General features: G+C 49.4%; 20 protein-coding genes and 1 tRNA gene. 10 read left to right on the forward strand and 11 right to left on the reverse strand.

Annotated features, from left to right (window positions below; genetic code table 11):
- The first annotated feature begins 66 nt into the window (after nt 1-66).
- On the forward strand, nt 67-357 hold the full coding sequence (locus tag WG68_RS07395; protein ID WP_046557025.1) for a hypothetical protein: 291 nt from the start codon (nt 67-69) through the stop codon (nt 355-357).
- A gap of 10 nt (nt 358-367) precedes the next feature.
- Here the strand turns inward: WG68_RS07395 and WG68_RS07400 are convergent, their stop codons facing one another.
- A complete protein-coding gene (locus WG68_RS07400) occupies nt 368-1,882 on the reverse strand; it encodes a DUF3413 domain-containing protein (protein ID WP_046557026.1) in 1,515 nt (504 codons plus the stop codon).
- Between the two features lie 6 nt (nt 1,883-1,888).
- Nucleotides 1,889-2,113 carry a YejL family protein gene (locus tag WG68_RS07405; protein ID WP_046557027.1) on the reverse strand — a complete coding sequence of 75 codons (225 nt, stop codon included), beginning with the start codon at nt 2,111-2,113 and terminating at the stop codon, nt 1,889-1,891.
- Between the two features lie 70 nt (nt 2,114-2,183).
- Between WG68_RS07405 and yejK the strand changes: the two genes are divergently transcribed.
- Nucleotides 2,184-3,227 carry a nucleoid-associated protein YejK gene (gene yejK, locus WG68_RS07410; RefSeq protein WP_046557028.1) on the forward strand — a complete coding sequence of 348 codons (1,044 nt, stop codon included), beginning with the start codon at nt 2,184-2,186 and terminating at the stop codon, nt 3,225-3,227.
- Here the strand turns inward: yejK and WG68_RS07415 are convergent.
- Genes WG68_RS07415 through WG68_RS07430 form a run of 4 tightly spaced genes read right to left on the reverse strand, consistent with a single transcriptional unit; the run spans nt 3,181 to nt 5,603 of the window.
- Nucleotides 3,181-3,378 (reverse strand): hypothetical protein, encoded by a 198-nt coding sequence (locus tag WG68_RS07415; protein WP_046557029.1) that lies wholly within the window; start codon nt 3,376-3,378, stop codon nt 3,181-3,183. The two genes, yejK and WG68_RS07415, sit on opposite strands and share 47 nt — an antisense overlap.
- Nucleotides 3,375-4,097, reverse strand: a complete 723-nt coding sequence (locus WG68_RS07420; RefSeq protein ID WP_046557030.1) for a M15 family metallopeptidase — start codon at nt 4,095-4,097, stop codon at nt 3,375-3,377. The genes WG68_RS07415 and WG68_RS07420 overlap by 4 nt, the downstream gene beginning before the upstream one ends.
- Nucleotides 4,094-5,254 (reverse strand): succinyl-diaminopimelate desuccinylase, encoded by a 1,161-nt coding sequence (gene dapE, locus WG68_RS07425; protein ID WP_046557031.1) that lies wholly within the window; start codon nt 5,252-5,254, stop codon nt 4,094-4,096. Before dapE ends, WG68_RS07420 begins: the two co-directional genes overlap by 4 nt.
- A 1-nt stretch (nt 5,255) precedes the next feature.
- A complete protein-coding gene (locus tag WG68_RS07430; protein ID WP_046557032.1) occupies nt 5,256-5,603 on the reverse strand; it encodes an ArsC family reductase in 348 nt (115 codons plus the stop codon).
- Nucleotides 5,604-6,138: 535 nt separating this feature from the next.
- On the opposite strand from WG68_RS07430, the gene yfbV reads away from it, so the two are divergent.
- Entirely contained in the window at nt 6,139-6,579 is a 441-nt protein-coding gene (gene yfbV, locus WG68_RS07435; RefSeq protein ID WP_046557033.1) for a terminus macrodomain insulation protein YfbV, read from the forward strand.
- 28 nt (nt 6,580-6,607) lie between these two features.
- Here the strand turns inward: yfbV and xthA are convergent, their stop codons facing one another.
- Complete coding sequence (gene xthA, locus WG68_RS07440; protein ID WP_046557034.1) at nt 6,608-7,423, reverse strand: exodeoxyribonuclease III; 816 nt, start codon at nt 7,421-7,423, stop codon at nt 6,608-6,610.
- A gap of 87 nt (nt 7,424-7,510) precedes the next feature.
- On the opposite strand from xthA, the gene WG68_RS19055 reads away from it, so the two are divergent.
- Nucleotides 7,511-8,197: a M48 family metallopeptidase gene (locus tag WG68_RS19055; protein WP_052749000.1), complete on the forward strand. Its 687-nt coding sequence runs from the start codon at nt 7,511-7,513 to the stop codon at nt 8,195-8,197.
- A 268-nt stretch (nt 8,198-8,465) separates the two neighbouring features.
- Entirely contained in the window at nt 8,466-9,200 is a 735-nt protein-coding gene (gene deoC, locus WG68_RS07450; RefSeq protein WP_046557035.1) for a deoxyribose-phosphate aldolase, read from the forward strand.
- 35 nt (nt 9,201-9,235) lie between these two features.
- Here the strand turns inward: deoC and WG68_RS07455 are convergent, their stop codons facing one another.
- Nucleotides 9,236-10,867: a tetratricopeptide repeat-containing response regulator gene (locus tag WG68_RS07455; protein WP_046557036.1), complete on the reverse strand. Its 1,632-nt coding sequence runs from the start codon at nt 10,865-10,867 to the stop codon at nt 9,236-9,238.
- 165 nt (nt 10,868-11,032) lie between these two features.
- Nucleotides 11,033-11,117: transfer RNA gene (locus tag WG68_RS07460), tRNA-Tyr, on the reverse strand.
- A 105-nt stretch (nt 11,118-11,222) separates the two neighbouring features.
- On the opposite strand from WG68_RS07460, the gene WG68_RS07465 reads away from it, so the two are divergent.
- On the forward strand, nt 11,223-11,699 hold the full coding sequence (locus WG68_RS07465; RefSeq protein WP_046557037.1) for a VC2046/SO_2500 family protein: 477 nt from the start codon (nt 11,223-11,225) through the stop codon (nt 11,697-11,699).
- A gap of 15 nt (nt 11,700-11,714) precedes the next feature.
- Here the strand turns inward: WG68_RS07465 and WG68_RS07470 are convergent, their stop codons facing one another.
- Nucleotides 11,715-12,125: a YchJ family protein gene (locus WG68_RS07470; RefSeq protein WP_235357694.1), complete on the reverse strand. Its 411-nt coding sequence runs from the start codon at nt 12,123-12,125 to the stop codon at nt 11,715-11,717.
- Between the two features lie 166 nt (nt 12,126-12,291).
- The gene (locus tag WG68_RS07475; RefSeq protein WP_046557039.1) at nt 12,292-12,765 is read right to left on the reverse strand and encodes a hypothetical protein; all 474 of its coding nucleotides are present in this window, start codon (nt 12,763-12,765) and stop codon (nt 12,292-12,294) included.
- Between the two features lie 203 nt (nt 12,766-12,968).
- On the opposite strand from WG68_RS07475, the gene WG68_RS07480 reads away from it, so the two are divergent.
- From WG68_RS07480 to recD, 4 genes are all read left to right on the forward strand, one after another.
- Complete coding sequence (locus WG68_RS07480; RefSeq protein ID WP_046557040.1) at nt 12,969-13,679, forward strand: DUF3581 family protein; 711 nt, start codon at nt 12,969-12,971, stop codon at nt 13,677-13,679.
- Between the two features lie 63 nt (nt 13,680-13,742).
- The gene (recC, locus tag WG68_RS07485) at nt 13,743-17,243 is read left to right on the forward strand and encodes an exodeoxyribonuclease V subunit gamma (RefSeq protein WP_046557041.1); all 3,501 of its coding nucleotides are present in this window, start codon (nt 13,743-13,745) and stop codon (nt 17,241-17,243) included.
- Entirely contained in the window at nt 17,240-20,932 is a 3,693-nt protein-coding gene (gene recB, locus WG68_RS07490) for an exodeoxyribonuclease V subunit beta (protein WP_046557042.1), read from the forward strand. Before recC ends, recB begins: the two co-directional genes overlap by 4 nt.
- Entirely contained in the window at nt 20,922-22,889 is a 1,968-nt protein-coding gene (recD, locus tag WG68_RS07495) for an exodeoxyribonuclease V subunit alpha (protein WP_046557043.1), read from the forward strand. Before recB ends, recD begins: the two co-directional genes overlap by 11 nt.
- The last annotated feature ends 105 nt before the right edge of the window (nt 22,890-22,994 follow it).

Below are 22,994 nucleotides of genomic sequence, written 5' to 3' on the forward strand. Positions count from 1 at the left end.
AAATATGAATGCTGGCGTCGGGTAGTACGCTGCAAAAAACGGATGATAACAAACATAGGAAAACAGATGGATTGTCGGCAGTGGTTAGATATTAAACAGTACGAATTTTTGATGAACTGGTTTATGCGACAGCAGCGGCAACTGGGCTTAGCCGATCTCGACGAGCCATATTCTTATGATGGTTACAGCCAGTATGACCAGATTTTTCAGCAGTTGATCAAAGCCGCTGAGATTGCATTTATAGAACGGTTCGGTGAGCCAGTACCGCCAATCGTTTACACCAATTTGTTTCATCTGGCTGAACTGGAACTGGCGGGGAAAAGAGCAAAACTGAAAGCACCTAAAACCTTACAATAAAACGCGAGGGTTAGTCTGCCGGCTCCAGCCGTTTTAATGCATCTGTTAGCATGGGCGTGTCCAGCTTTTCGTTTAGCGGCAGCAAGGTACCGGCTGACCAAACTCCAAAGCTGCCATCCTGGCGCAATACCACCATCTTATCTTTTCGGATACTGACAATATCCTGCAAACTGATACTGAGTTTGGGCAGCGCGGTGCTTTGTAGCAGGTTATCGCCAAGCCAACTGCTTTGGCTATTGCACCCTGCCGAACTGAGTAACGTAGGCAGTAAGTCCAGGTGCTGCGAGCTGTGCTGCCTTAACTGACTGTTTAATACAGGCCAGCGGATCATTGTCGCCACTGGTGCCAGCACAAATTTAGGTTGCTGACTGGTCAGTGGTAACAACACGATATGTTTATAGTGCTGATAGGCTGGCCAGTTACTGGCCGGCTTGTCATCAAATATAATATTGAGTGTGGCAGCCGCGTGAACAGTATCCAGCCAGGGGAGTATGCTGGTAATATCCGTAGACTGACTGCTGATACTCAGAGTGTTGGCCGGTAATTGTTGCAGATATGCCGGTGGCTCACTTAGCTGCTGATGGCTGTTATGATGCAGCAAAAACTGTCCGTACAACAAATTAAGCAATGCTTCATTTCGGTTATTAGGTGCAAAATGTTGCTCATGCCAGCGCAGCCCTTGTTGCCGCATAAAAAGTGTCGTTTCGCTCGTCAACTGACTGGCAATTAATACTAACACCGCATCCGTGCTGGTGGCTGAGCATTGAAATTGGCCCAGGCTAAGTTCGGAGTTAGTAATGCTTAGCCGGTCTGCCTGACGCTGGGCACGCTGGGCTAAGTCAACCAACTGGTATCTGGCGAGAAAGCTTTTGGCAGTAGCAGGGTACGAAAAAGGTAAAACATTATCCAGTTTAGTGACATCCCATTTCAGTCGGGCATCAGCATAAACATGGATAAGGTGACTTAGCATAAAGCTGCCAATAAACAGTACCAGCAGCGGCCGGCTAAGCCCGCTTTGCTTCAGTCTGGCGGTTTTCTTCCAGCAGAAATTGCTGATAGTAAGCTCAATGGTTACCAGTATGGCGGCAACACAACCGGTGATAATAATAAAATTACGCAGGTTGGTGACAACTTGCTGACGTAAAAGTTCAATAGTCTGGTCATAAGACGTGCTGCCAATATGATAGCCGAGGCTGGCATAAACATAGGCATCGAAAATCAATACTACCATTGCCAGAGTTGCCAGTAATGCGGCTAACCCCCGCACATGCTTCTGCGACGGAAAAAGCAGAGACAGTGGGAATACGGTAATAATAAAGAACATAAAACATAAAAATGCAGTATGGCCCAACCAGTAGCAAAGTAAATACAGCCAGCCCAGTACAGTTTCTGGCGATGGCTCTGACAGCCAGTAAACGCTGGTGACGGCCAGTGCCAGTAAAATATTGAAAAAAGTAAACCAATGACCCCAGCTGAGCAGCCGGTTGACTTTTTTTACCAGTGATAAATTTTGTTCGATTACCATACCGGTTTAGTTGCTGCTACTGGTTATGGCGTCGGTGAGTGCCTGACTGAAATGGCTTGCCACCGCGGCGCGTTGTGCTGCTGGTACGCTGGTGTTTATCACATGGCTTACTGCGTTACCTAAGCACATCAGGCTCAGTTCCGTGGTAGCATTATTGGCGTGCAGGGTGTCCAGTAGCTGATTTACCAGATTTTCAATTTGCGCAGTGGAATACTTTGATACAATAGGCATGCGATACTCAGATCCAGATGATATTAAAACTAAAGAATAGTATCAGATTTCAGTTAAAACAGGAAAAATTATGTCCGTCGATGTGCTCCATTTCGCAATAAATTACATTGAACTGTCAGACAGCGGTGAGCACAGGGCGCATTACCGTGAGCAATTAATTGGCACGACAGGGTCGGTTGCAACCTTACTGGAGCAGTTGCATCTTGCTTATAACGGCAAACCCGCTAAGGGTTATGCCAGTTTTTCGGAAGACAAAGATCCTGCAGTAGCGCAAGCTTTAGCCAGTTGGCAGGCAGGAGACACCGACTACCTTGGTTTTGCCAAAGCCACAACTGATGCGCTGGTGACCCAGTTGAGTACTCACCAACTGCCGGAAACAGGCTATTTACTGCTGGGGCACTATCGTTATTTAGCCAGTGAATTTCTGCTGGTGGGGTTGCTCGGTAGTAAAGACCATTTTGCTTTAACTGAGCAGCTGGATTTATCCACTTCCCGCCACCTGGATATTGCCCGGATGCAATTAGCCGCCAGGCTTGATCTGACCGAATATCAGGTTAATGCGCACGCGGGCAATTACATAAGTTTTATTCGCGGCCGAGCCGGGCGCAAAGTTGCTGATTTTTTTCTTGATTTTCTGGGTTGCACTGAGGGTGCCGATGCCAGGCAGAACAGTAAAAAGGTACTTGCTTCGGTGGAAGAATATTTCACCGCTGCTGAGTTTGAGCAGCCTGAAAAGACCTCTGCCCGCCGCCAGATCTTTGATTATTGTGAAGAGCGGGCCAAGGCCGGACAAGATGTGGTGTTAGCAGAACTGTCGGCGGTGGTTGATCCGGAGCAGGAAAATGGCTTTTTGCATTATTGCGCTGAGCAGCAGCTTGAAGTGGCAGAGCAATTTCCGGTTGAGGTAAAAGAGCTGAAAAAGATGGTTAAGTTTAATGGTGCAGGTGGCGGCCTGTCGCTGAGCTTTGATGAAAAGTTACTGGGCGAGCGGGTGCAATATGATGTCGGCACAGATACCCTGATTATTAAAGGAACCCCACCTAATTTGCGCGATCAGTTGCAACGTTTTACTCAGGGGTATTCGGCTTTTCAGCGTCAGGCTGATGACGAGTAATATTGTTGGCAGTGACTGCAGGCTCAGACTTGGTGATTTTGCTGTTTTTCACTGTGCGCATGCTGATTTTAGCCGCGTGCTTCAGCAGCAAAACATTGCCAATAACCAGGCCAAAGGCCAGCAACAATGCCCAAAACAGTGGCCAGTTCATTGCGGTTCCTCAGCATTAGCTTGCACTGACAAAGGCTGCTGACAAATGTTGATAATGTAATCCCGATATAACTGCGGTAAATTCGCCAGTACAGCGTCTTGTTCCGCTATCGGATTTTGCAGCAGGCACTGACGCAGGATAGACAGAGTAAAAGCTTGCTGGTAGGTTGTGGCAACGGGGGCGTAGCTAAGGTGCCATGGCTCGGCCGCGACCCCGCCACGGTAGTGCTGATAGGGTCGGAAAAAGCCAAAGCGGCTGGCCTCCGTACCCAGCCAGTGATTAAGTCTGGCAAAGGGCCCGTCTGCCTGGTACTCGCCTGGTATTAGCTGCGGCTGATAATCATCTGCCACTGTGGCACCATCATAGACATCTACTTCAGTGCCCCAGTGGTGCCGGCTGGCACCTGGCAGGGCCGAGTACAGCATAATTGCCTGTAATTTAGCCAGGCCAGTTAAGTTGGTTACCGCCACCTGTTGCTGCGTCAGATCATACACTGGCCGTAAACCAGAGCATTTTGCTTGCCAGATAGCAGCCTGACGCTGAAAGCCACGAAAAGCAGAAGCAATTTTAATGTCGATACCCTCAGCCGCCGCTGCCTTAAGCAGGGCATGCCAGGCTGTTTGCATCTGGTGATGAATCGCCATACCGTCTGCCAGGGTAACCAGGTGCATGTCGCTGCAGCCTGTGAGTATGTCAGCATCGGGTATTGCGATTTTCATGCTGTCAGCTTGTGTTGCAGCTGTTGCAACAATGCCAGATAGATTTCTGCCAGCACGGTCAGATCATGGATAGAGACACATTCATTCACTTTGTGAATCGTCGCGTTGCAGGGGCCTAACTCGACAACTTGCGCGCCGGTAGGCGCAATAAAGCGACCATCTGAGGTACCGCCAGTGGTTTCTAACCTGGGGCTAAACCCCTGCACTTGCTCAACAGCCGTTACCACAGCTTCAACTAAACTGCCGCTATCCGTTAAAAAGGGCAGGCCGTTTAAAATCCAGTCCAGCTGATAGTTCAGGCCATACTTATCCAGCAAGGCATAAACCCTTTGTTGTAACTGCTCTGCTGTAACTTCAGTGCTGTAGCGAAAATTAAACATGACCTTAAGTTCACCCGGCACAATATTGGATGCGCCGGAGCCGGCGCTGATATTAGCAATTTGAAAACTGGTGGCTGGGAAAAAGTCGTTGCCATTGTCCCACTGCTCAGCGGCCAGCTCTGCCAGTGCCGGTGCTGCTTTATGTACCGGATTATCGGCTAAATGCGGGTAGGCGACATGGCCCTGAATGCCTTTTACTGTTAAATGGCCGGTTAAGGAGCCGCGCCGGCCATTTTTAATTACATCAGCCAGTTTCTGGCCGCTGGAAGGCTCGCCCACCAGACACCAGTTTATTTTTTCTTGTCGGGTTTCCAGCGTCTCAATCACCCGAACTGTGCCATTGATGAAAGGGCCTTCTTCATCACTGGTAATTAAAAAGGCAATATTAAAAGCCGGATTTGGCTGCTCTGCAATAAAACGCTCGGTGGCCACCACCATTGCTGCCAGACTACCTTTCATATCAGCTGCACCGCGGCCAAACAAGTTGTCACCAATAATTGTCGGGGTAAATGGAGGGGTATGCCACTGTGCAACAGGGCCGGTTGGCACCACATCAGTATGGCCGGCAAAACAAAACAGCGGCTTGTCGCTGCCATGGCGAGCCCACATATTCAAGGTGTCTGCAAACTGCAGCATTTCTATGTTAAAGCCAATGGCGGCCAGGCGTTGTGCCATTAGCGGCTGACAGCCTGCATCTTCAGGGGTAACCGATTCCCTGGACATTAGGTCCATAGCCAACGACAGTACCGGGTTTTGCGAGGGGTCAAGCCAGTTCATATTAGTTATCCAATAGCTGTTGATACTGCCCGGCATTGAAGCCCAACATATAGGTACTGTTCTGCACGAGCAACGGTCTTTTAATCATCGCTGGTTGTTGTAGCATCAGTGCCAGTGCGGACTGTTCATTCAGATTTTCTTTGGTTGCAGCGGGTAATGCCCGGTAAGTGGTGCCTCGGGTATTTAATAGGTTTTGCCAGCCAAGTTGTTTGCTGAACTCGGCCAGCTGTGCTGTGCTAAGACCGTCCTGCCGGTAATCAACAAACTGATAATCCAGCTGGTGTTGTTCCAGCCAGTTTCTGGCTTTTTTGATGGTGTCACAATTTTTAATGCCGTACATTTTGATCATAAATAATAGCTTTCCATTATTTGGCGTCGGCTGGCACGGCTGCCTGCAGACGTTTTTGGCAATATTAACGTAAAAAAAAATTGTTTTCTGCTGTTAGTTAGGACTATTTACAGAATTTGACCGGTTGCAACAAGGCTGAACCAGCACAACATAACAAAAAGAAGTCTTAAAGATGAATTTCTAGTGAAACTGTTATTTTAATTGGTAAGAATACTGACAGTAACAGGTAAACAGGCTTCTTAGCACAGAAACTTGTCCACAATTTCTGTGGGTAAGGTTGTTGGTAACAGGCTGACTTCAACATAAAGTATTAATAATATGAGTAAAAATATCTGGCTCAAAATTTGCTTAAAAGTTACTCAAACAATTTAGCCTACATTTAAGTTAAAATGATCACCTGGCGCAGTGTTAATGTCAGTTGCCTGAGTGAGACCAGCCAAATAATCATGGCTGGTGACGCAACTTAGTCTGCGCATCGTATTACATCTATGCTAGAGTAAAGTTTGGCCGTTGTAATGAAAAGGGGCTAACCAACATGAAATTATTTGCATTGCTGCAAGCCGGTAGACAATACAGCCAGGTTTGGCCGCTTAAGTCTGAACTAAATGCCTTGTTCCCAGAAAATAAAATTATTCAGTTAACCGGTCTGGGTTTTCGTTACCTGCCGGTACTTGCTGTATTAACCGCTTTTTTGCAATTAACGTTATTAGGCAGCGGTTTTACCGGACAAATTCTGGCGATGATGCTGTTTATTATATCGCTGCCGTTGCAAGGCTGGTATTGGTTAGGAGTGCGCTCTGCAACCAACTTGCCCCCGGCGTTGGTAACCTGGTGTCGGCAGATCCACCAGCAAATGCTGGAACAGGGAGTTGAAACACAGACGGTAACGGAACCTCGTAGCTATTTAGATCTTGCCAAGATATTGGCGACGGCATATCAGCAACTGGATAAAACCTTTATGCGACCATGGCTATAGGCCACATAAAGGGTTAGCCAGGTTTTGACTAGTCATTCAGTTTAAATACCGACCACACCGGTGCATGGTCAGATGGGCGATCAATACCACGTAGTTCGTAATCTATACCGGCTTCAATACAATGTTTCGCCAGCGGTGCTGTGGCCATTACCACATCGATTCTTAGCCCACGATTATCATCAAAACCCCTTGAGCGATAATCAAACCAACTGAAACGACTGTTATCGTCCGGATAAAGTTGGCGGTACGTATCAATTAATCCCCAGTCTTTCAGCTGTTGTAACCAGAGTCGTTCTTCAGGCAAAAAGGATGTTTTACCTTCCCGTAACCACCGCTTGGCATTGGCTTCGCCGATACCAATATCAACATCAAGCGGCGATATATTAATATCGCCAATGACACTCAGGTAGTCTTCTGGTGTGTGATGTTGCTCAATATAATGCTGCAAATCTGCATAGAATTTGGCTTTTGCCGGGAATTTTGTTGGATGGGCCCGGTTTTCACCCTGTGGAAAGTAACCATTCAGGATGGTCAGTGTTTTGCCGTTAGCTAATAGGTATTGGCCAATTAACATTCTGCGCTGAGCATCGGCCTCATCTCCGGGAAAACCGTATTGCATGTGAGTGGCAGCTTGTTTACTTAAAATGGCTACGCCATAATGGCCCTTCTGGCCAAAGTGGTATACGTGATACCCCATCGCCAGCACCTGGGTTAACGGAAACTCGTCATCGTGAACTTTGATTTCCTGCAAGCCAATAATATCGGGTTGATGTTTGTCAATCAGTGCTTGTAACTGATGCAGCCTTGCCCGAATACCATTAATATTAAAAGAGATTATTTTCATGTTGCTCTATATGCCTCAACCTGGAACAGGCTGGTATCATAACATGCGAATACCACCGGCGCTAAACCTGCCAGGCTCTGGCCACTGATGTCGCTGCTTCCTGATTATCATATTGTCTACAGCCAGCGCCGAACACTGGCTATTGTTGTCAGCAAGGGCAGTGTGACGGTACGAGCACCTGTAGGCTGTCACATTGGCCAGATCCAGCAGCTACTCTCAGCAAAACAAAGCTGGATCAGCCGGCACTTGCTGTGCCAGCAAGCTCAAGCCCCGCTAGTGAGCTGGCAGCAACGAGCTGAAATATTATACAGAGGCCAATTGCTAACCGTCACTTTCAGTCGGGCTAAGAAAAGTGACGTGAGTATTACCACCTCTACATTGTTAATCAAGGTGAGTCAACGGGTCACTGCAGCCAACCTGGCTGACTGGCACAATACCTTGCTTAACCGCTGGTTATACGCCCAGGCGGGCACATGTTTTCCTGATCGTTTAGCTGGCTGGGCCAATGTTTTGGGTGTGAGTTTTCATCGGCTAGAACTGGGGCAATGGCAGCGGCGCTGGGGTTATTGCACTAGTGATGGGGTTATTGGTCTGAATTGGCGACTGATTATGGCGCCAGAGTGGGTATCTGACTATGTAATGGTTCATGAACTGGCGCATCGGCTGGTGATGGACCACTCGCCATTGTTCTGGCGGGTAGTGCACCGCAATCTGCCAGATTACCCGCAGGCACAAGCCTGGCTAAGTTATCATCAGCAACAACTTGTTGCATAAACTCAATGATAAATAACGGTATAAGCCGACAAAAAAACGCCGGTATAAAACCGGCGATAAAATAAGGACAACTTAATTTCAGGGAGAGAAGTAAACACAACATTACAACTATTAACTCTGACTGGCATATTTCAAAAAAATTCCATAAAAATTATTTTTTTTCACTTTTGCATTTTGTTTCAGATCTGGTTTACTCTGCCAGACAAAATTTAGCAGGGTAGTAATATGGTACTTACCCGCTCTGCCTCTTAATAATGGAAGTATCAGTATGACCAACCGACTGCGATTATTACAGCTAAGTAAACTGCTTGATGTTACCCGATTGAACGATGCTGATGACGCCGGGCAAATGGTTGGCTGGCTAAACCAGCAACCGCAGTTACCTGTGGCTGTTGCGGCCTATTGTGTATACCCACACTTTTTACCGCAGTTAAGCCAGTTTGTGGGCCAGCGTGACCAGCCAGTAGCGCTAGCTACGGTGGTTAACTTTCCAGATGGCGAGTTACCAATAAGCGACGTTTGCCAGCAAATAACTGCAGCCTTGGCTGCGGGTGCTACAGAGATTGATTGTGTCATGCCCTATCAGGCGCTGTTGCGTGGTGAGCAACAGTTCGTCAGTGAATTTCTGGCGGACGTTCGCCGCTGTTGTGGTAGCCATTGCCTGAAAATCATTATTGAATCCGGTGAACTGATTACTGCACAGCAAGTGGCTAAAGCAACTGAGCTGGCCATAGCCAGTGGTGCTGACTTTGTAAAGTCATCAACTGGTAAAGTGGCGATAGGCATTACGGAAGAGGCTGCCCGCATTATGCTAACTATTATTGCAGCCGCTGATCGTACTGTTGGTTTTAAAGCGTCAGGCGGGGTGCGCACTGTGGCGCAAGCGCTGCAACTGATCGATTTATATGAACAAATCACGGGCCTAACCGCGACCAGCGCGACCATGCGAGTTGGCGCCAGTGCATTGGTAATGGAACTGGCTGATGCCTTAGATAATAAGTAAGTGACGGGCAGCTAACTGCATGACAGGAAAAATGCTTACCGACGTTTTTCCTGCTGCAATTGTGTGAATTGACTCAACAGTTCCTGATATCGTTTCCGGTGATGTTCAGGTAACGGCATATTATCCACAATCCGGAAGGCTTTTTTACAGCGGTCTAATAAATTACCACCTGGCCCCTGACTACGTGTTTTAAGAAGTTGCAGGCTGGTTTGAATTACATTTAAGGCGCAGCCGGTATTCATTGGGGCTAATTCCAATGCCTGTTCAAATAATGCCAGTGCCGCCAGATGCTGTCCCTCTTTATATTGGCGAATGCCGTCTTTGTTTAACTGACTAAAGTGTTGTTGTTGTGCCTGATTATGGCGCTGTTGCTCTGACAACAGGCGTTGCAGTACAGGATCGGCTTGCAGCGCTGGATCGATTAAGGCAGCCAGTCGGTCAGCTTGCTCAAATTCACCAATTTGATTAAGTAGAAATACGGTATCAGGCAGTACCTGTTGCTGTGTCTCTGCATGCTCAGCCACTGCCGCATAGGTTTTCTTTGCCTGAAATTGCTGACCACTTATTGAATCAAGCCTCGCCTGACATAATATTTCAAACAGGTCAAAGTCAATCTCGCGGATCAGGTTGTCATCTCTTCTGGCCCGTTGCAGGGCTATAGCGACTTCCTGTAAATAGCGATTACGCTGTTGTGGATCGTCAGATAGGGTCGCGGCCGCGATAATACTGCGGATATAATTGAGCAGATGCACCACGTCCTGTCGTATTGAACGTCGGGTAATTTCATAAAGTTGTTTACTGGCCAGCACCTTAGCATTGGTATCCTCTAACGCATGGGCAATGTCCATATACAGATACTGACGTTGCATAGAGAAGGGCGCGATTTCTGTGGCCGCCTGAATACAACTGAACGCCTGCTCAGCGTCGTTTTCAGCCAGAAAACAGCGGGCTTTAATATCATAAGCTTCCGCAAATAAGCGGTTTTCTTCGATGGCTTCATCACACAGTTCCTGACTTTGGCTAAATCGTTGCAGCTCAAAACAGAGCCTTGCCATTAACAGCAAAGCCCAGCCATTACGTCTTTGATCCAGACAACCTAGTAAAACTTGTTCGGCTTCAGTATAACGATGTGAGTTTAGAAAACTTTCTGCCAGAACTCTTTTACAGAATTGTTGGTAACGACCTGCTTCGCTTATCTCCCGCTGGCAAAGTTCTATGACCTGTTCGGTATTGTTGTCATATAACGCCTGAAATAATGCTGCCAGGTGAATTTTTTTCTTTTGGATGCGTAAGATCCTACTGCGCAGCACACTTTGCGAGAAGGGTTTGACCAGATAGTCATCGGGTTCCAGCTCTACTGCGCTTACCACGACCGGCACCGAATTTTCTCCGGTTACCAACATAAAAATACTGTGGGGTTTTAACAGCTTTTTTTCACGTAAATCTTCCAGTAGTTGTTTGCCATTTTTGCCAACTCCCAGATGATAATCAACGAACAAAATATCAAAATCAACATTACTGCTTTTGGCAAGTGCTTGCTCGCCGGTTGGAGCAAACGCCACATTGGTGGCGCCCATAGAATAGAGCACACCTTTAAACATTAACTGGAATGCGCGTTGGTCATCAACGATCAACACCCGCTGATTTTCCAGAGTCTTAGTTTGCATTGGAGCCTTAACCATAGCGTGAATAAGCTAAGTGTCGGAAATATGGTGTGGTTTAGCAAGTAAATTCATGTTAAACGCTGGATTTGTATACGAAGGCAGGAAACAGCTGACAAGGGATGTCTTAGTAAAATTTTACAGCAGGATAGACGTTAAGCAGAAATTAAATGGTGGAGGGGGAAGGATTCGAACCTTCGAAGGCAGTGCCGGCAGATTTACAGTCTGATCCCTTTGGCCACTCGGGAACCCCTCCACGAGTGCGCGCATCTTATCAAACTGTCTTTTGATGTAAAGCATTTTACTTAACTTTTTTGGCTAACTGCCGATAATCCAAACAACTACTGTTAATTAAGTTGTTATGACGAGCATTATCAACGAATGGCAACTTGATTGCCGGCTGAACAAGGCGATAAATCAACATCACAGAGCAGACTTTGCCCTGTGGTTAGCTTTTCTGTCCCCCGCGATTGACGAAATGGCGGAATTTCAAACGCCACAACTGCAGCCTGCAGTTGAAAAAGCAGATTTATATACCAGGTTTTCTTTGATGCAGGCCCGAGGTTTTGGTTGGCATGAGCAAGATCTTAATACATTAAGCTGTCACAGCAGAGCATTACATACTGGCGGTTTACACCAGCTTAAATTGCAACAGTATTTAGCCGCAGGACCGCTGGTTCTGCAGGATGATAAGGCTAAATTAGCGACCGAGGTGGTTCAGAATCTGGATGCGCACAGTCTGCGGCGGCGCGAAGGCAATACCGTCAGGCGTGATGAAGCCGACCCCACTGCTTTGTACGATATTTTGCAGCAATTGCATCAGGATGATGCCGCCTGATAGCACATTAAATAACTATGTTAAGTGAGCCGCCGGTGTGCCAGACATCAGATGGGGGGCGCAGCGTTTAAATTTTTTGCCACTACCGCATGGGCAGTTATCATTTCGGCCTATTGTTGTTGCAGTAATGCGAGTAGCGCCGTCGTAATAATACCAGCGTTGATTAAACTCAAAACGGGAAGTCTCTGTCAGGGTTTCCAGCTTGTTATCATTTATGTAGCTGGCAACAAAACTGACCACACCATTGTTGCTGCCAGCGATAGCCATATTTTCTGGGCAGTCAGTAATAGATAGTCCGACAAAATGCACGGTATTAGCAAATTCCGCTATCTGAGCTGTTGCATTCGCAGCGCGTTGCTCAGGATGGTAGGTTTGAAAAATATACTCAATATTTTTACAACAATAAGCACTGTAACGCGAGCGCATCAGTTGCAGACAGCTCTGTGCAGCTGCCTCACCAGCAAGCAACGGCTGACAACATTTACTGAACAGCAGACCAGAACAACAGTAACAGTACAATACGACCTCGGCTACCTGATGCGGTGGTTAAGGCTGGCAGTATATCTTAAATGCCGGCTCTGGTGCAGCCCTACTAATGGGTTGGCGTTGTCAGCTGATTAAACTGGTAAAACCAACGCTGCTGGCTGGCCGCGTACTGGCTTAGCTGCGCGCTGAGCCCGTCTGATACCAGCTGACTAAAATTAATAATGACCCGGCAACTGTTGCTATGTAGTAACTGCTGCAGGGTTTTAGCAGGATCTTTAATCGCATCAGCATGAATAACCAGTATTTTATCTACCGGCAGATTTAAATAGTTGGCTAGCGCCTTTGATGGGAGTTGTTGTGGTGCTACTAATACAATCCAACCCTGTTCACTGCTATGGCGTTGCAACACTTTAACCAGTAACTGCTCGGCACTGGTTGCGGAGCAAGTGGCAAGTTCCTGATAAAATGGTTTGGCTGACGCCACGGCTGCGGTTAATCGTTGTAAGCGCCCGGTGCTGCGTTTAGCCGGCAAGCCAGTGGTGTCTGCAATTGGGTTAGTTGATTGTGCGGTTGCTAACATAGTGTACTCCAGCTGTGTATTTATACAGTGTATGGATATACAGTAGTTGCTGTGCAAAATAAAGGCAAGTATTTTTATTAATTAATTCGCGTGCTGGTATGAACTTAACTGCGGCCTTTATCTATTTATGACTGGCTAGACCATTTATTAGCTAAATTAGGTTAGAATTGCCGGCTGATGTTTAAATAGTGAGTGCCTGATTGATGTTGTTAGACGATTTTGTCACCCGTTCTGCCGAAGGTTTTAGTTTTAGCCGCTTACAGTCTTGCAGTTTTGCCAAACAAATAGCGACCGATTTTAATCCTATTCATGATGTTGACGCGAAACGGTTTTGTGTGCCTGGCGATTTACTGTTTGCTTATTTGCTGAGCCATTACGGTTTGACGAAAGAACTTAGCTGTACCTTTGCCGGCATGGTTAGTGCTGATGTGCTGTTGCGCTGCGACAGGCAAGGCGATGAGTTACGAATTTGCGATCAGCAGGGCAAAGTGTATCTGGCGTTGCAGCAACAAGGTGAAGCCAGCCACGATTTGAGCGTCATCGAGCCGCTGATCCGCGATTATGTGCGCTTTTCCGGACAAAACTTCCCCCATATTTTACAACCCTTAATGCAGCAACATAATGTGATGATCCATCCTGGCCGACCTTTAGTTATTTACGAAAGTATGGCGTTGTCTTTTGACACCTTACCCACTGCTGCGGTTGAACTTAGCCTGGCAGCATCGTCTTTGCAGGTTGAAGGGAAGCGCGGCAACGTGTTGCTACAGTTTGTACTTACTGCAAATGGCCAGCAAATTGGTCGTGGTGAAAAGCGGATGATCTTAAGTAATTTGCAAGCTTATGATGAAATGCAAATGCAGCAAATGATTGCTGAGTATGATCGGCGGAAAAACCTGATCAGAGCACAGTGTTAAGCGGCTTTTAATCAGCCGCTAAGATAAGCTATAGTGGCAGCCTGTTGTCACTTAAGGCTTTTTATGTCGCAGGCTAGCTTGTTACAACCCGGTTTTCTGGTGGTTCATGCCAATGCACCCGAGCAATTGCGCGCTTTGGTGGTTAATTGGTTGCAGCGCTACCCGCTGGCGCCATTGGAGTCAGAGCAGATCCTGGTGCAAAGTAACGGTATCGCCCAGTGGCTGAAACTGGCATTGGCCAGCGAACCCGATGCGCCCGAGCCAGGCTGTGGTATTGCTGCTGCGATCGACGTGCAATTACCAGGGCGTTTTATCTGGCAACTATACCGCCAGGTGTTGGGGCGTGAGCAGATAACAGAGCGCTCCGCCTACAGCAGGGAGTTGTTGCGCTGGCATTTACTGAGTTTGCTGCCACAATTGCCGGACAAGCCGTGCTTTGCGCCATTAAAACATTTTTATGCCGATGATCCGTCGTTAATCAGAACCTATCAACTGGCTGAGCAACTGGCCGCACTCTTCGATCAATACCAGGTATACCGTGCCGACTGGCTGAATTTATGGCAACAGCAACAGGATCAGCTGCTCAATGCCAGGGGGCAGCGCACGGCGCTAAAGCCCGAGCAACAGTGGCAAAGTGAGCTATGGCGCTTGCTGCATGCCAGGATCAGTGAGCAACAGCTTGGTGACAGCCGCGCCGAAATTCATCAGCGATTTATCGATAAATTAGCGACTTTATCAGCGACTGAAGCAATCAAGCTGTTACCCCGGCGCTTAATTATTTTTGGCATTTCGGCAATGCCGCAGCAAAGCCTGCAGGTGTTATCGGCAATTGCGCCTTTTTGTCAGGTGTTGCTGGCAGTGCATAATCCCTGTCAGCACTACTGGGCCGATATTATCAGTGAAAAAGAACTGTTGCGCGCTGAGCGGCATCGCCAGCCTTATAAAGCTGGTATGCCACCGAACATTAGGGAGGAGCAGCTACATGGCCATGCCCAGCCTTTGTTAGCGTCCTGGGGGCGGCAGGGCCGTGATTACATCAGGTTGCTGGACGAGTTTGACGAAACCGCGCAATTCAAAAACTTGTTTGTGAATCAGCGGATAGACTTATTTCAACCACCTGAGGCAAACCATTTGCTGGGTATGCTGCAACACGATATTTATGATTTAAGAGCTGTGCAGGATAGCCAACAGCACTGGCCACCGATAGCTGCCACAGATCAATCCATTCAGTTTCATCTGGCACATAGCGCTATGCGCGAGGTTGAGATATTACATGATCAGCTGTTGGCGGCGTTCGAGCAGGATCATAGCCTGACGCCACGCGATATTATGGTCATGGTGCCCGACATCAGCGGTTATGCACCGCTGATCCAGGCCGTATTTGCCGCATTAAAACCAGAAGATCCGCGTTATATTCCCTTTACCATAGCAGACTTACCACCAGGCACCGAGCAGCCGCTGTTTAAGGCTGTGGAACAATTAATGGCTCTGGCACAAAGCCGCTTTCAATTAAGTGATATTCTGGACCTGCTGGAGGTACCGGCAGTGCGGCAGCGTTTTGCAATAGAAGAGACAGCAGTCCCTTTATTGCATCAGTGGCTGCAAGCGGCAGGTGCACGTTGGGGGCTGGATGCCACGCAGCGGCAAAGCCTTGATTTACCGGCCGGCCTGCATCAGTTTAGCTGGCAGTTTGCACTGGATCGGATGTTGCTGGGGTTTGCCACCGGGCCTGTTAGCGAGGCAGAGCAGCACAGCGACGGCTGGCACGGCATTGAGCCTTTTACCGATATCAGCGGTTTAGAAGCCAGTATAATCGGCCCCTTATACCAGCTACTGGCCAGACTGAAACACTACTGGCAGTTGTTGCAACAACCTCATAGTGCAGCACAGTGGCAGCTATTACTAAGCAGCATGTTGCAAGATTTTATACAGCCAGAACTTACCGATGAACAGGCGTTGCTGGCGCTGTTAAATGAAGCCTTAGATGAATGGTACAGCCACTGCCAGCAAGCCGGGCTTAACACCTTGCTGCCGGCGCAAATTGTGGCAGAAAGCTGGCTGAAATTAGTGGCCCAACCCGGAGTGCAGCAAAAGTTTTTGTCTGGCGGGGTGACCTTTGCCACCTTGCTGCCGATGCGGGCCATTCCTTTTCGGCAAATTTGCTTACTCGGCATGAATGATGGCGCATTTCCACGCCAGCAACCACGGCAAGATTTTGATTTAATGCAGGCTGATCTCAGGCCCGGTGACCGCTCCCGGCGGGAGGATGATCGTTACTTGCTGCTGGAAGCACTGCTGTCAGCCCGTGACCGGCTATATATCAGCTGGGTTGGCCGTAGTGTTCATGATAACAGTGAGCGGGCGCCATCGATGTTAATTGGCCAGTTGCGGGACCATCTGGCGCTGTGCTGGCGTGCTGCCAGTGAGCCTGTTGATATCAGCATTAAGCAACAGGATTTATTGGCACAACTTACCACCGAGCACCCGTTACAACCTTTCAGCCCGCGTTATTTTAGCCAGACCGAGCCAGCGCTCTTTAGTTATCAGCATGAATGGCTGGCTGAAACTGCACCCGCGACACTAACCGAGCCGCTCAGTGTCTGGCAGCCTACAGAGCCAATCAGCTTGCGCCAGCTAAGTGACTTTGTGCGTGACCCGGTAAAAAGTTTCTTCACACAACGTTTAACCATCTGGCTTGGCCAAGCGGAGCTATCTGGTGACAATGATGAAGCCTTTGCCCTTGATGGTTTGGCCCGCTGGCAATTGCAACAACAGCTAATGACCAGGGTACAACAAGCGCTGGCTGACGAGCAGCCATTGGTAAGCGCGGTAAACCAGGCTTTAGCACAAATGCAGCGCCGCGGTGCGCTTGGGGTAGGGGCCGCAGCCAGTTTGCATGCACAGCAGCTGGCAGAGCCGGTACTGGCGTTAGCCGGTCGGCTTAAACAACTGCAGCATGCTTATCCTATCAGCCAAAAAGCCCAGGCCGTGCACTGGCAATATCAGACACTTGAACTGCAGGACTGGCTAAGCCAGTTGAGACTTAATAGCAGTGGACAGCAATGTCAGCTGCTGTTAAGTGCCAGTGCGCTGGTCCGTGACCGCAAATATCAGTGGCGACATCTGGTGCTGCCCTGGCTCAGCCATTTGCTGGCTAACACCCTTCAGCCTTGCCAGTCCATAGTATTAAGCCAGGCCGGCGAGTTACACTTTGCTGAACTGACGGCAACCGCAGCGGCTGCAAAACTGGACCAATTACTGGGTTACTATTTGCAGGCGCATCAGGCGCCCTGGCCGCTGGAGTTAGAGTGCGCCATGTTGTATTTACAGCAGACTGATAGTGGCAAACTCAGCAGCGAACAGATTTTGCAGCAGTGCGAAAAGCGTTATCAGGGAGACAGTTACAACCCGGGCATTGTGCAGCATAACCCTTATTTACAACGCTTGTTTCCTGATTTTAAGCAACTTGCCCGACATGGCGATTTTATGCGCCTGGCAGAGCAGTTGTACCGCCCCTTATTACATGCGGTGACGCAGGCCGATGCGGTTGGAGCAGCAGAATGAAGCAGCCTGAAGCGCTTAACCTGTTAACCTTGCCATTGCAAGGCAACTGCTTAATTGAAGCCAGTGCCGGTACTGGTAAAACCTTTACTATTGCAGCGTTGTATTTACGGCTGGTGCTGGGGCATGGCAAGACGCATGCATACCCAAGAGCACTGACACCACCGGAAATTCTGGTTGTCACCTTTACGGAGGCCGCAACGCAGGAGTTGCGTGACCGCATCCGGTTACGCCTAACCGAGGCTGCGCAGGCGTTTCGCCAGGGGCAAAGCAGCGATAGCGTGCTCTCAGCACTGTTAACTGACTATGCTGAAGCAGAATTTGCATACTGTGCCAGACGCCTGGAACTGGCTGCACAATGGATGGATGAAGCCGCCATTTCTACTATTCATGGCTGGTGTAACCGGATGTTGGCAGAGCATGCTTTTGCCAGTGGCAGCTTGTTCAGCCAGCAGCTGAGTACCGATCTAAGCGCTCTGAAATTGCAGGCGGCGCGTGATTACTGGCGCAGTTTTTATTACGAGCTGCCAGCAAGCGGCTTGACTGAATGCCTGGCTTACTGGCAAACGCCAGAGCAGTTATGGCACAGCGTGAGTAAGCTCACCAGTCATTATCTGGGGCAAACCAATGCTGGCAGTGCTGGTTACGCGGCACCGGTGGAGGCCATTGCCGCAAGCCAGGCGCAACGCCAGGAACAATTGCAACAGCTTACGGGGCAATGGCAACAGTGGTTACCTGAGTTAGCCGAGCTACTGCAGCAAGCCATTAATGCCAAAGCGGTAAATGGCCGGCAATTACAGCAGCGTTATCTGGATAACTGGCTGCAAAAATTGCAGGCCTGGCTGGCATCTCCGGATGCTAAACTTGATTTAGGTACTGGCTGGCATCGGTTATCACCCGATGGCATAGCAGAGTGCTGGAAACAGGGACCGCCACCGGACCATCCGGCCTTTGCGGGGATAGTGCAGTTGCAGCATGCCTTGCAACATTTAGCCGAGCCACGGCAATTACTGATGCAGCACGCAGCGAGCTGGCTGGCGCGGCGCATTCAGGCTGAGTTAGCGCAACAGGCACTGATGGGCTTTGATGATATGCTATTGCGGCTGCACAGGGCGTTGCATAGTGAGCGGGGCGCAGAGCTGGCCGCACTTATCCGCAGGCAGTATCCGGTTGCGCTGATAGATGAGTTTCAGGATACCGATCCCGTCCAGTATCAGATATTCTCCGCCATCTATCTGGATAAACCCACATCAACGGCTGCCAGTGCTGAACCGGACAACCCACATGCATTGCTGCTAATTGGCGATCCTAAACAAGCGATCTACGCCTTTCGTGGTGCCGATATTTATACCTACCTGAAAGCTAAGCGGGTCACCGCGGGCCACCACTATACCCTGAATACTAACTTTCGCTCTGATGCCAGGCTGGTCAGCGCCGTAAATTACATTTTTGCTCAGGCCGAACAGCGCACTGCCGGGGCATTTCTGTTTCGGCAAAGCCTTGATATTGAGCATGGCGATCCACTGCCCTTTCATCCGGTTAAAGCGAAGGGGGCGAACTGGCAATTGCATATTGCCCAGCAAGCTGCGCCTGCACTGACGGCCTGGCTACCTGACTCAGCCCCTGATAAAGCGCTCAGCCGCCAGGCATATCTGGAGCAATACGCGCTGGGCTGTGCCAGTTATATTACTGACATCCTGCAACAGGCCGCGGCAGGAACTGCCTGTTTCGTGAATGAGGCGGGCGAGCAGCGGCCGCTTAATCCTTCTGATATTGCGATTTTAGTTAACAATCAGAACGAAGCGCTGGCTATTCGGCGTCAGTTGGCCTTGCGCAAAGTTCGCAGCGTTTATTTATCTGACCGTGAATCCGTATTCAGCTCCGCTACCGCCGCAGATTTACAACTGATTCTAAGTGCCTGCGCTGAACCCGAACAAGATAGCTTATTGCGCTCGGCGATAGGTTGCCGCACTATTGGCCTTAGCCTGCATCAACTTGATCAGTTGCAACAACAGGAGCTGAAATGGGAGCAGTTGTGTCTGCAGTTTAAAACCTACCAGCAACAATGGCGCCGCTTTGGGGTGCTGCCTATGTTGCGCAGCCTGTTGTTTGATTTTGCAATACCAGCACGCTTGCGCCTGAGTTCAGATGGTGAGCGGGCCCTGACTGATTTATTGCATCTGGCCGAGCTGTTACAACAAGCCGCTCAGCAACTGGATGGCGAGCAGGCCTTGTTGCGTTTTTTAGCAGAGCATATCCAGCAACAAGCCGGTGGCGACAGCGAGCAGCAGAAAGTGCGGCTGGAAAGCGATGCCGAGCTGGTGCAGGTTGTTACTATTCATAAATCCAAAGGGCTGGAATATCCATTGGTGTTTCTGCCTTTTATCTGCGCAGCGAGGGCGGTGAATGCCGGGCAATTGCCGGTCAGTTACCGGGGTGAACAAGGTGAGCAATGTTTTAGTTATCTGCCAGACCAATCCATTTTGGCTGCAGCTGAGCAAGAGCGGTTGGCCGAAGATATTCGTAAATGTTATGTGGCGTTAACACGGGCTAAATATGCCTGTTGGTTGGGCTTAGCGCCTTTGGCTGAGCAAAGTGCTATCGGTTATTTACTGGCAACCTCATCGTCTGAGCCCGCCACTTTTACGGCGCAGGTGCAAGTTGCCTGGGCTGGTTGTCCGGCCATTAAACTACAAAGTCTGCCAGCGACCAGCCAGCGTCTGTACCAGATAGCAGGTCAGGGGGGAATAGCGGCTTCTGCCCGCCAAATTTGCCATAAGTTTCGCCAACTGTGGTGGATTGCCAGTTATAGTGCGTTAACCCGTGAGCTAGGAGAGCACAGCAATCTTGAGCAAAGTACGCCACAGCGCGCCCGCGACAAAGTATTACCGGAACTTAATTACGAGCTGATAACACAGCCAGCTGCAGAGCAGCAGGATCCTGCTATCCAGTACCAGTTTGTCGCCGGGCCGCAAGCCGGTATTTTCTTGCATGGTATGTTGGAGTGGATGGGGCAACAGGGCTTTGCTTATATCAGCCAACAGCCGGAGTTATTGGCGGCAGAATTAGCGAAACGCTGTCAGTTACGTGGCTGGCATGCAGACAGCAATGCTGCACAGCAGTGGTTAATCCAGCTGTTGCAAAGTGCTATCTGCCTGCCAGATCTCGCAACCCCTGCAGCATTAACCCTGGCCGGGCTTAGCAATTATCAGGTAGAGCTGGAATTTTGGTTGCCCTGTCAGCAGATTGATATCAGGCAACTGGATCAGTTGTTACAGCAACATATCTGGCCGGGTAAATCACGACCAGCTCTGTTGGCAGGGCAGCTTAACGGTATGCTGAAGGGTTTTATTGATTTGGTTTTTTGCCAACAGCAGCGTTATGTGGTGTGTGACTACAAATCTAACCGGGCCGGGCAGTGCGCGGTGGCTTATAACACTGAAGCATTGCAGCAGATTATGCTGCAAAAGCGTTACGACTTGCAGGCTGTATTATATTGTCTGGCGCTGCATCGGTTATTACGCAGCCGGCTTGCCGATTATGATTACCAGCGACATATAGGGGGGGCTATGCACTGGTTTATCCGGGGGGTGGCGGCACCAGAGCAGGGGATGGTGTGGTTACAACCCTCTTTGGAGTTGATCAATGCTTTGGATCAGCTGTTTCGCGGGGAGGCGGTAAATGCAAGCTGAACTATTGTTGGAGCAATGGCAAACCCAGGGCTGGTTGCGCCCGCTGGATCAGGCCTTCGCCAGCTTTATTGCCCGGTATCAGCCTGCAGAGCCTTTAGTTTGGCTGGCCGCAGCGCTGTGCAGTTATCAGTTAAAACAGGGCCATGTGTGTCTGGATTTAGCAAAATTACAAGCTGAGCCTTTGTTAACCCTGGGGCTGGCGGCAGAGCTGGCACCCAGTGAACAAGCGGAGTTACAACAACAATTTACTGCGATAAATCTGGCGCAGTGGCATGCGGCCCTCAGCCAGTCGGCTGTGGTAGATAGTGGCACGGGTACTAATCCACTGGTGTTAGCGGGTAACCGCCTATATTTACGCCGTTACTGGCAATATGAGCAAGACATAGCTTTGCAAGTTAATCAGCGCTTAGCACAACACGAAGTACTTACGGCCCAGTTATCTGCAAGCATGCTATTACCTTTGCTAGGCCAGCTATTTAAAACAGGGGGGGCGCAACCCGACTGGCAGCAGCTGGCTTGTGCTTTGGCATGTCGCAGTGCTTTTACCGTTATTACCGGTGGCCCGGGTACCGGTAAAACCACTACAGTGGTGCGATTGCTGGCCTTGCTGCAGCTATTGCAGCTTAGCCGTGGGGAACCCTTGCTGGATATTCGGCTGGCCGCGCCTACCGGTAAAGCCGCTGCCCGTTTGAAAGACAGTATCAGTGGTGCTATCAGCCGCCTGGCAGCGCTTAATATCGTGGGATTTAGCCAGATTGAACAGGCTATTCCTTCTAACGTCAGTACACTTCATCGTTTGCTGGGCGTGCGTCCTGGCAGCAAAAGTCTGCGGTTTAATCGCTACCAACCCTTGCCATTGGATATTCTGGTGCTGGATGAAGCGTCGATGGTAGATGTCGAAATGATGGCGGCACTGCTGCAGGCGTTACCCGTGACTGCCCGCATTATTTTGCTGGGGGATAAAGATCAGCTTTCCTCGGTAGAGGCGGGGGCGCTATTAGCGGAACTTTGCAACAAGGCCAGTACAGGAGATTACCTCCCGGCAACAGCCGCCTGGTTAGCAGAGCAAACCGGCCAGCACATTCCCGCTGAGCTGGTAAATACCGAGGGCAGTTTGTTATCGCAGCATATTGTCATGTTGCGTCACAGCCATCGTTTTGGCCAGGACAGCGGCATTGGTCAATTGGCTGCGATGGTTAACAAGGGGCAACTTAATCCTACTATTTGGCAGGACTACCCAACAGAGCTGCTGTTACTGAAAGAAGCTGCTACTCTCAGCGCTGCCTTTGCGCAGTTAATTCTGGCGGGCAGTAACGTGGTAAATGGCTTTGGCTATCAGCACTATTTATCTGTGGTCACTGCTGCACCTGTCGAGCCTGAGTTGCAGGATCGCTGGGCCCAAGATGTGTTGCGCGCTTATAGCTGTTTTCAGGTATTGGCTACAACCCGCAAAGGTGAATGGGGGGTTGAGCAGTTAAACCTGCAAATTCAGCATATTCTGGCAAAAGCTGGTTTAATTGCTCCCGTGCATCAATGGTTTTCCGGCAGGCCGGTAATGGTCAGCCGTAATGACTATCAATTGGGGTTGATGAATGGCGATATCGGCATTTGTCTGCCAAAATTATTACCTCAGGCAGATGGCAGTCTGGTCAGCACCTTAAGAGTGGCGTTCGCAGTCGCCGATGGTATTAAGTGGGTAATCCCGGCCCGCTTAAATGCCGTGGAAACGGTTTTTGCGATGACGGTACATAAATCACAAGGCTCAGAGTTCAGCCATACTGTGCTGGCGGTTGCAGCGCAAGATAATGGTTTGTTAAACCGTGAACTACTCTATACTGCTATTACCCGGGCGTCGGCGCGGTTTAGCCTGATTTGTGCTGAACCGAGACAATTAGTTAAGGTAGTACAGCGTCAGACAATAAGAGCAGGCGGTTTGTTATTAGCGCTGGCAGATTAGTTTCAGCCTGCCTGGTTGTTTTTTAGGCAAACGATTTGTTTTTTTAAAATAGCGCTTGCAGAGTATTTTAAACTCCCTATAATGCGCATCCACAGACGGGGCAGC

The organism is Arsukibacterium ikkense, from assembly GCF_000987775.1.
Classification (GTDB): Bacteria; Pseudomonadota; Gammaproteobacteria; order Enterobacterales; family Alteromonadaceae; genus Alishewanella; species Alishewanella ikkense.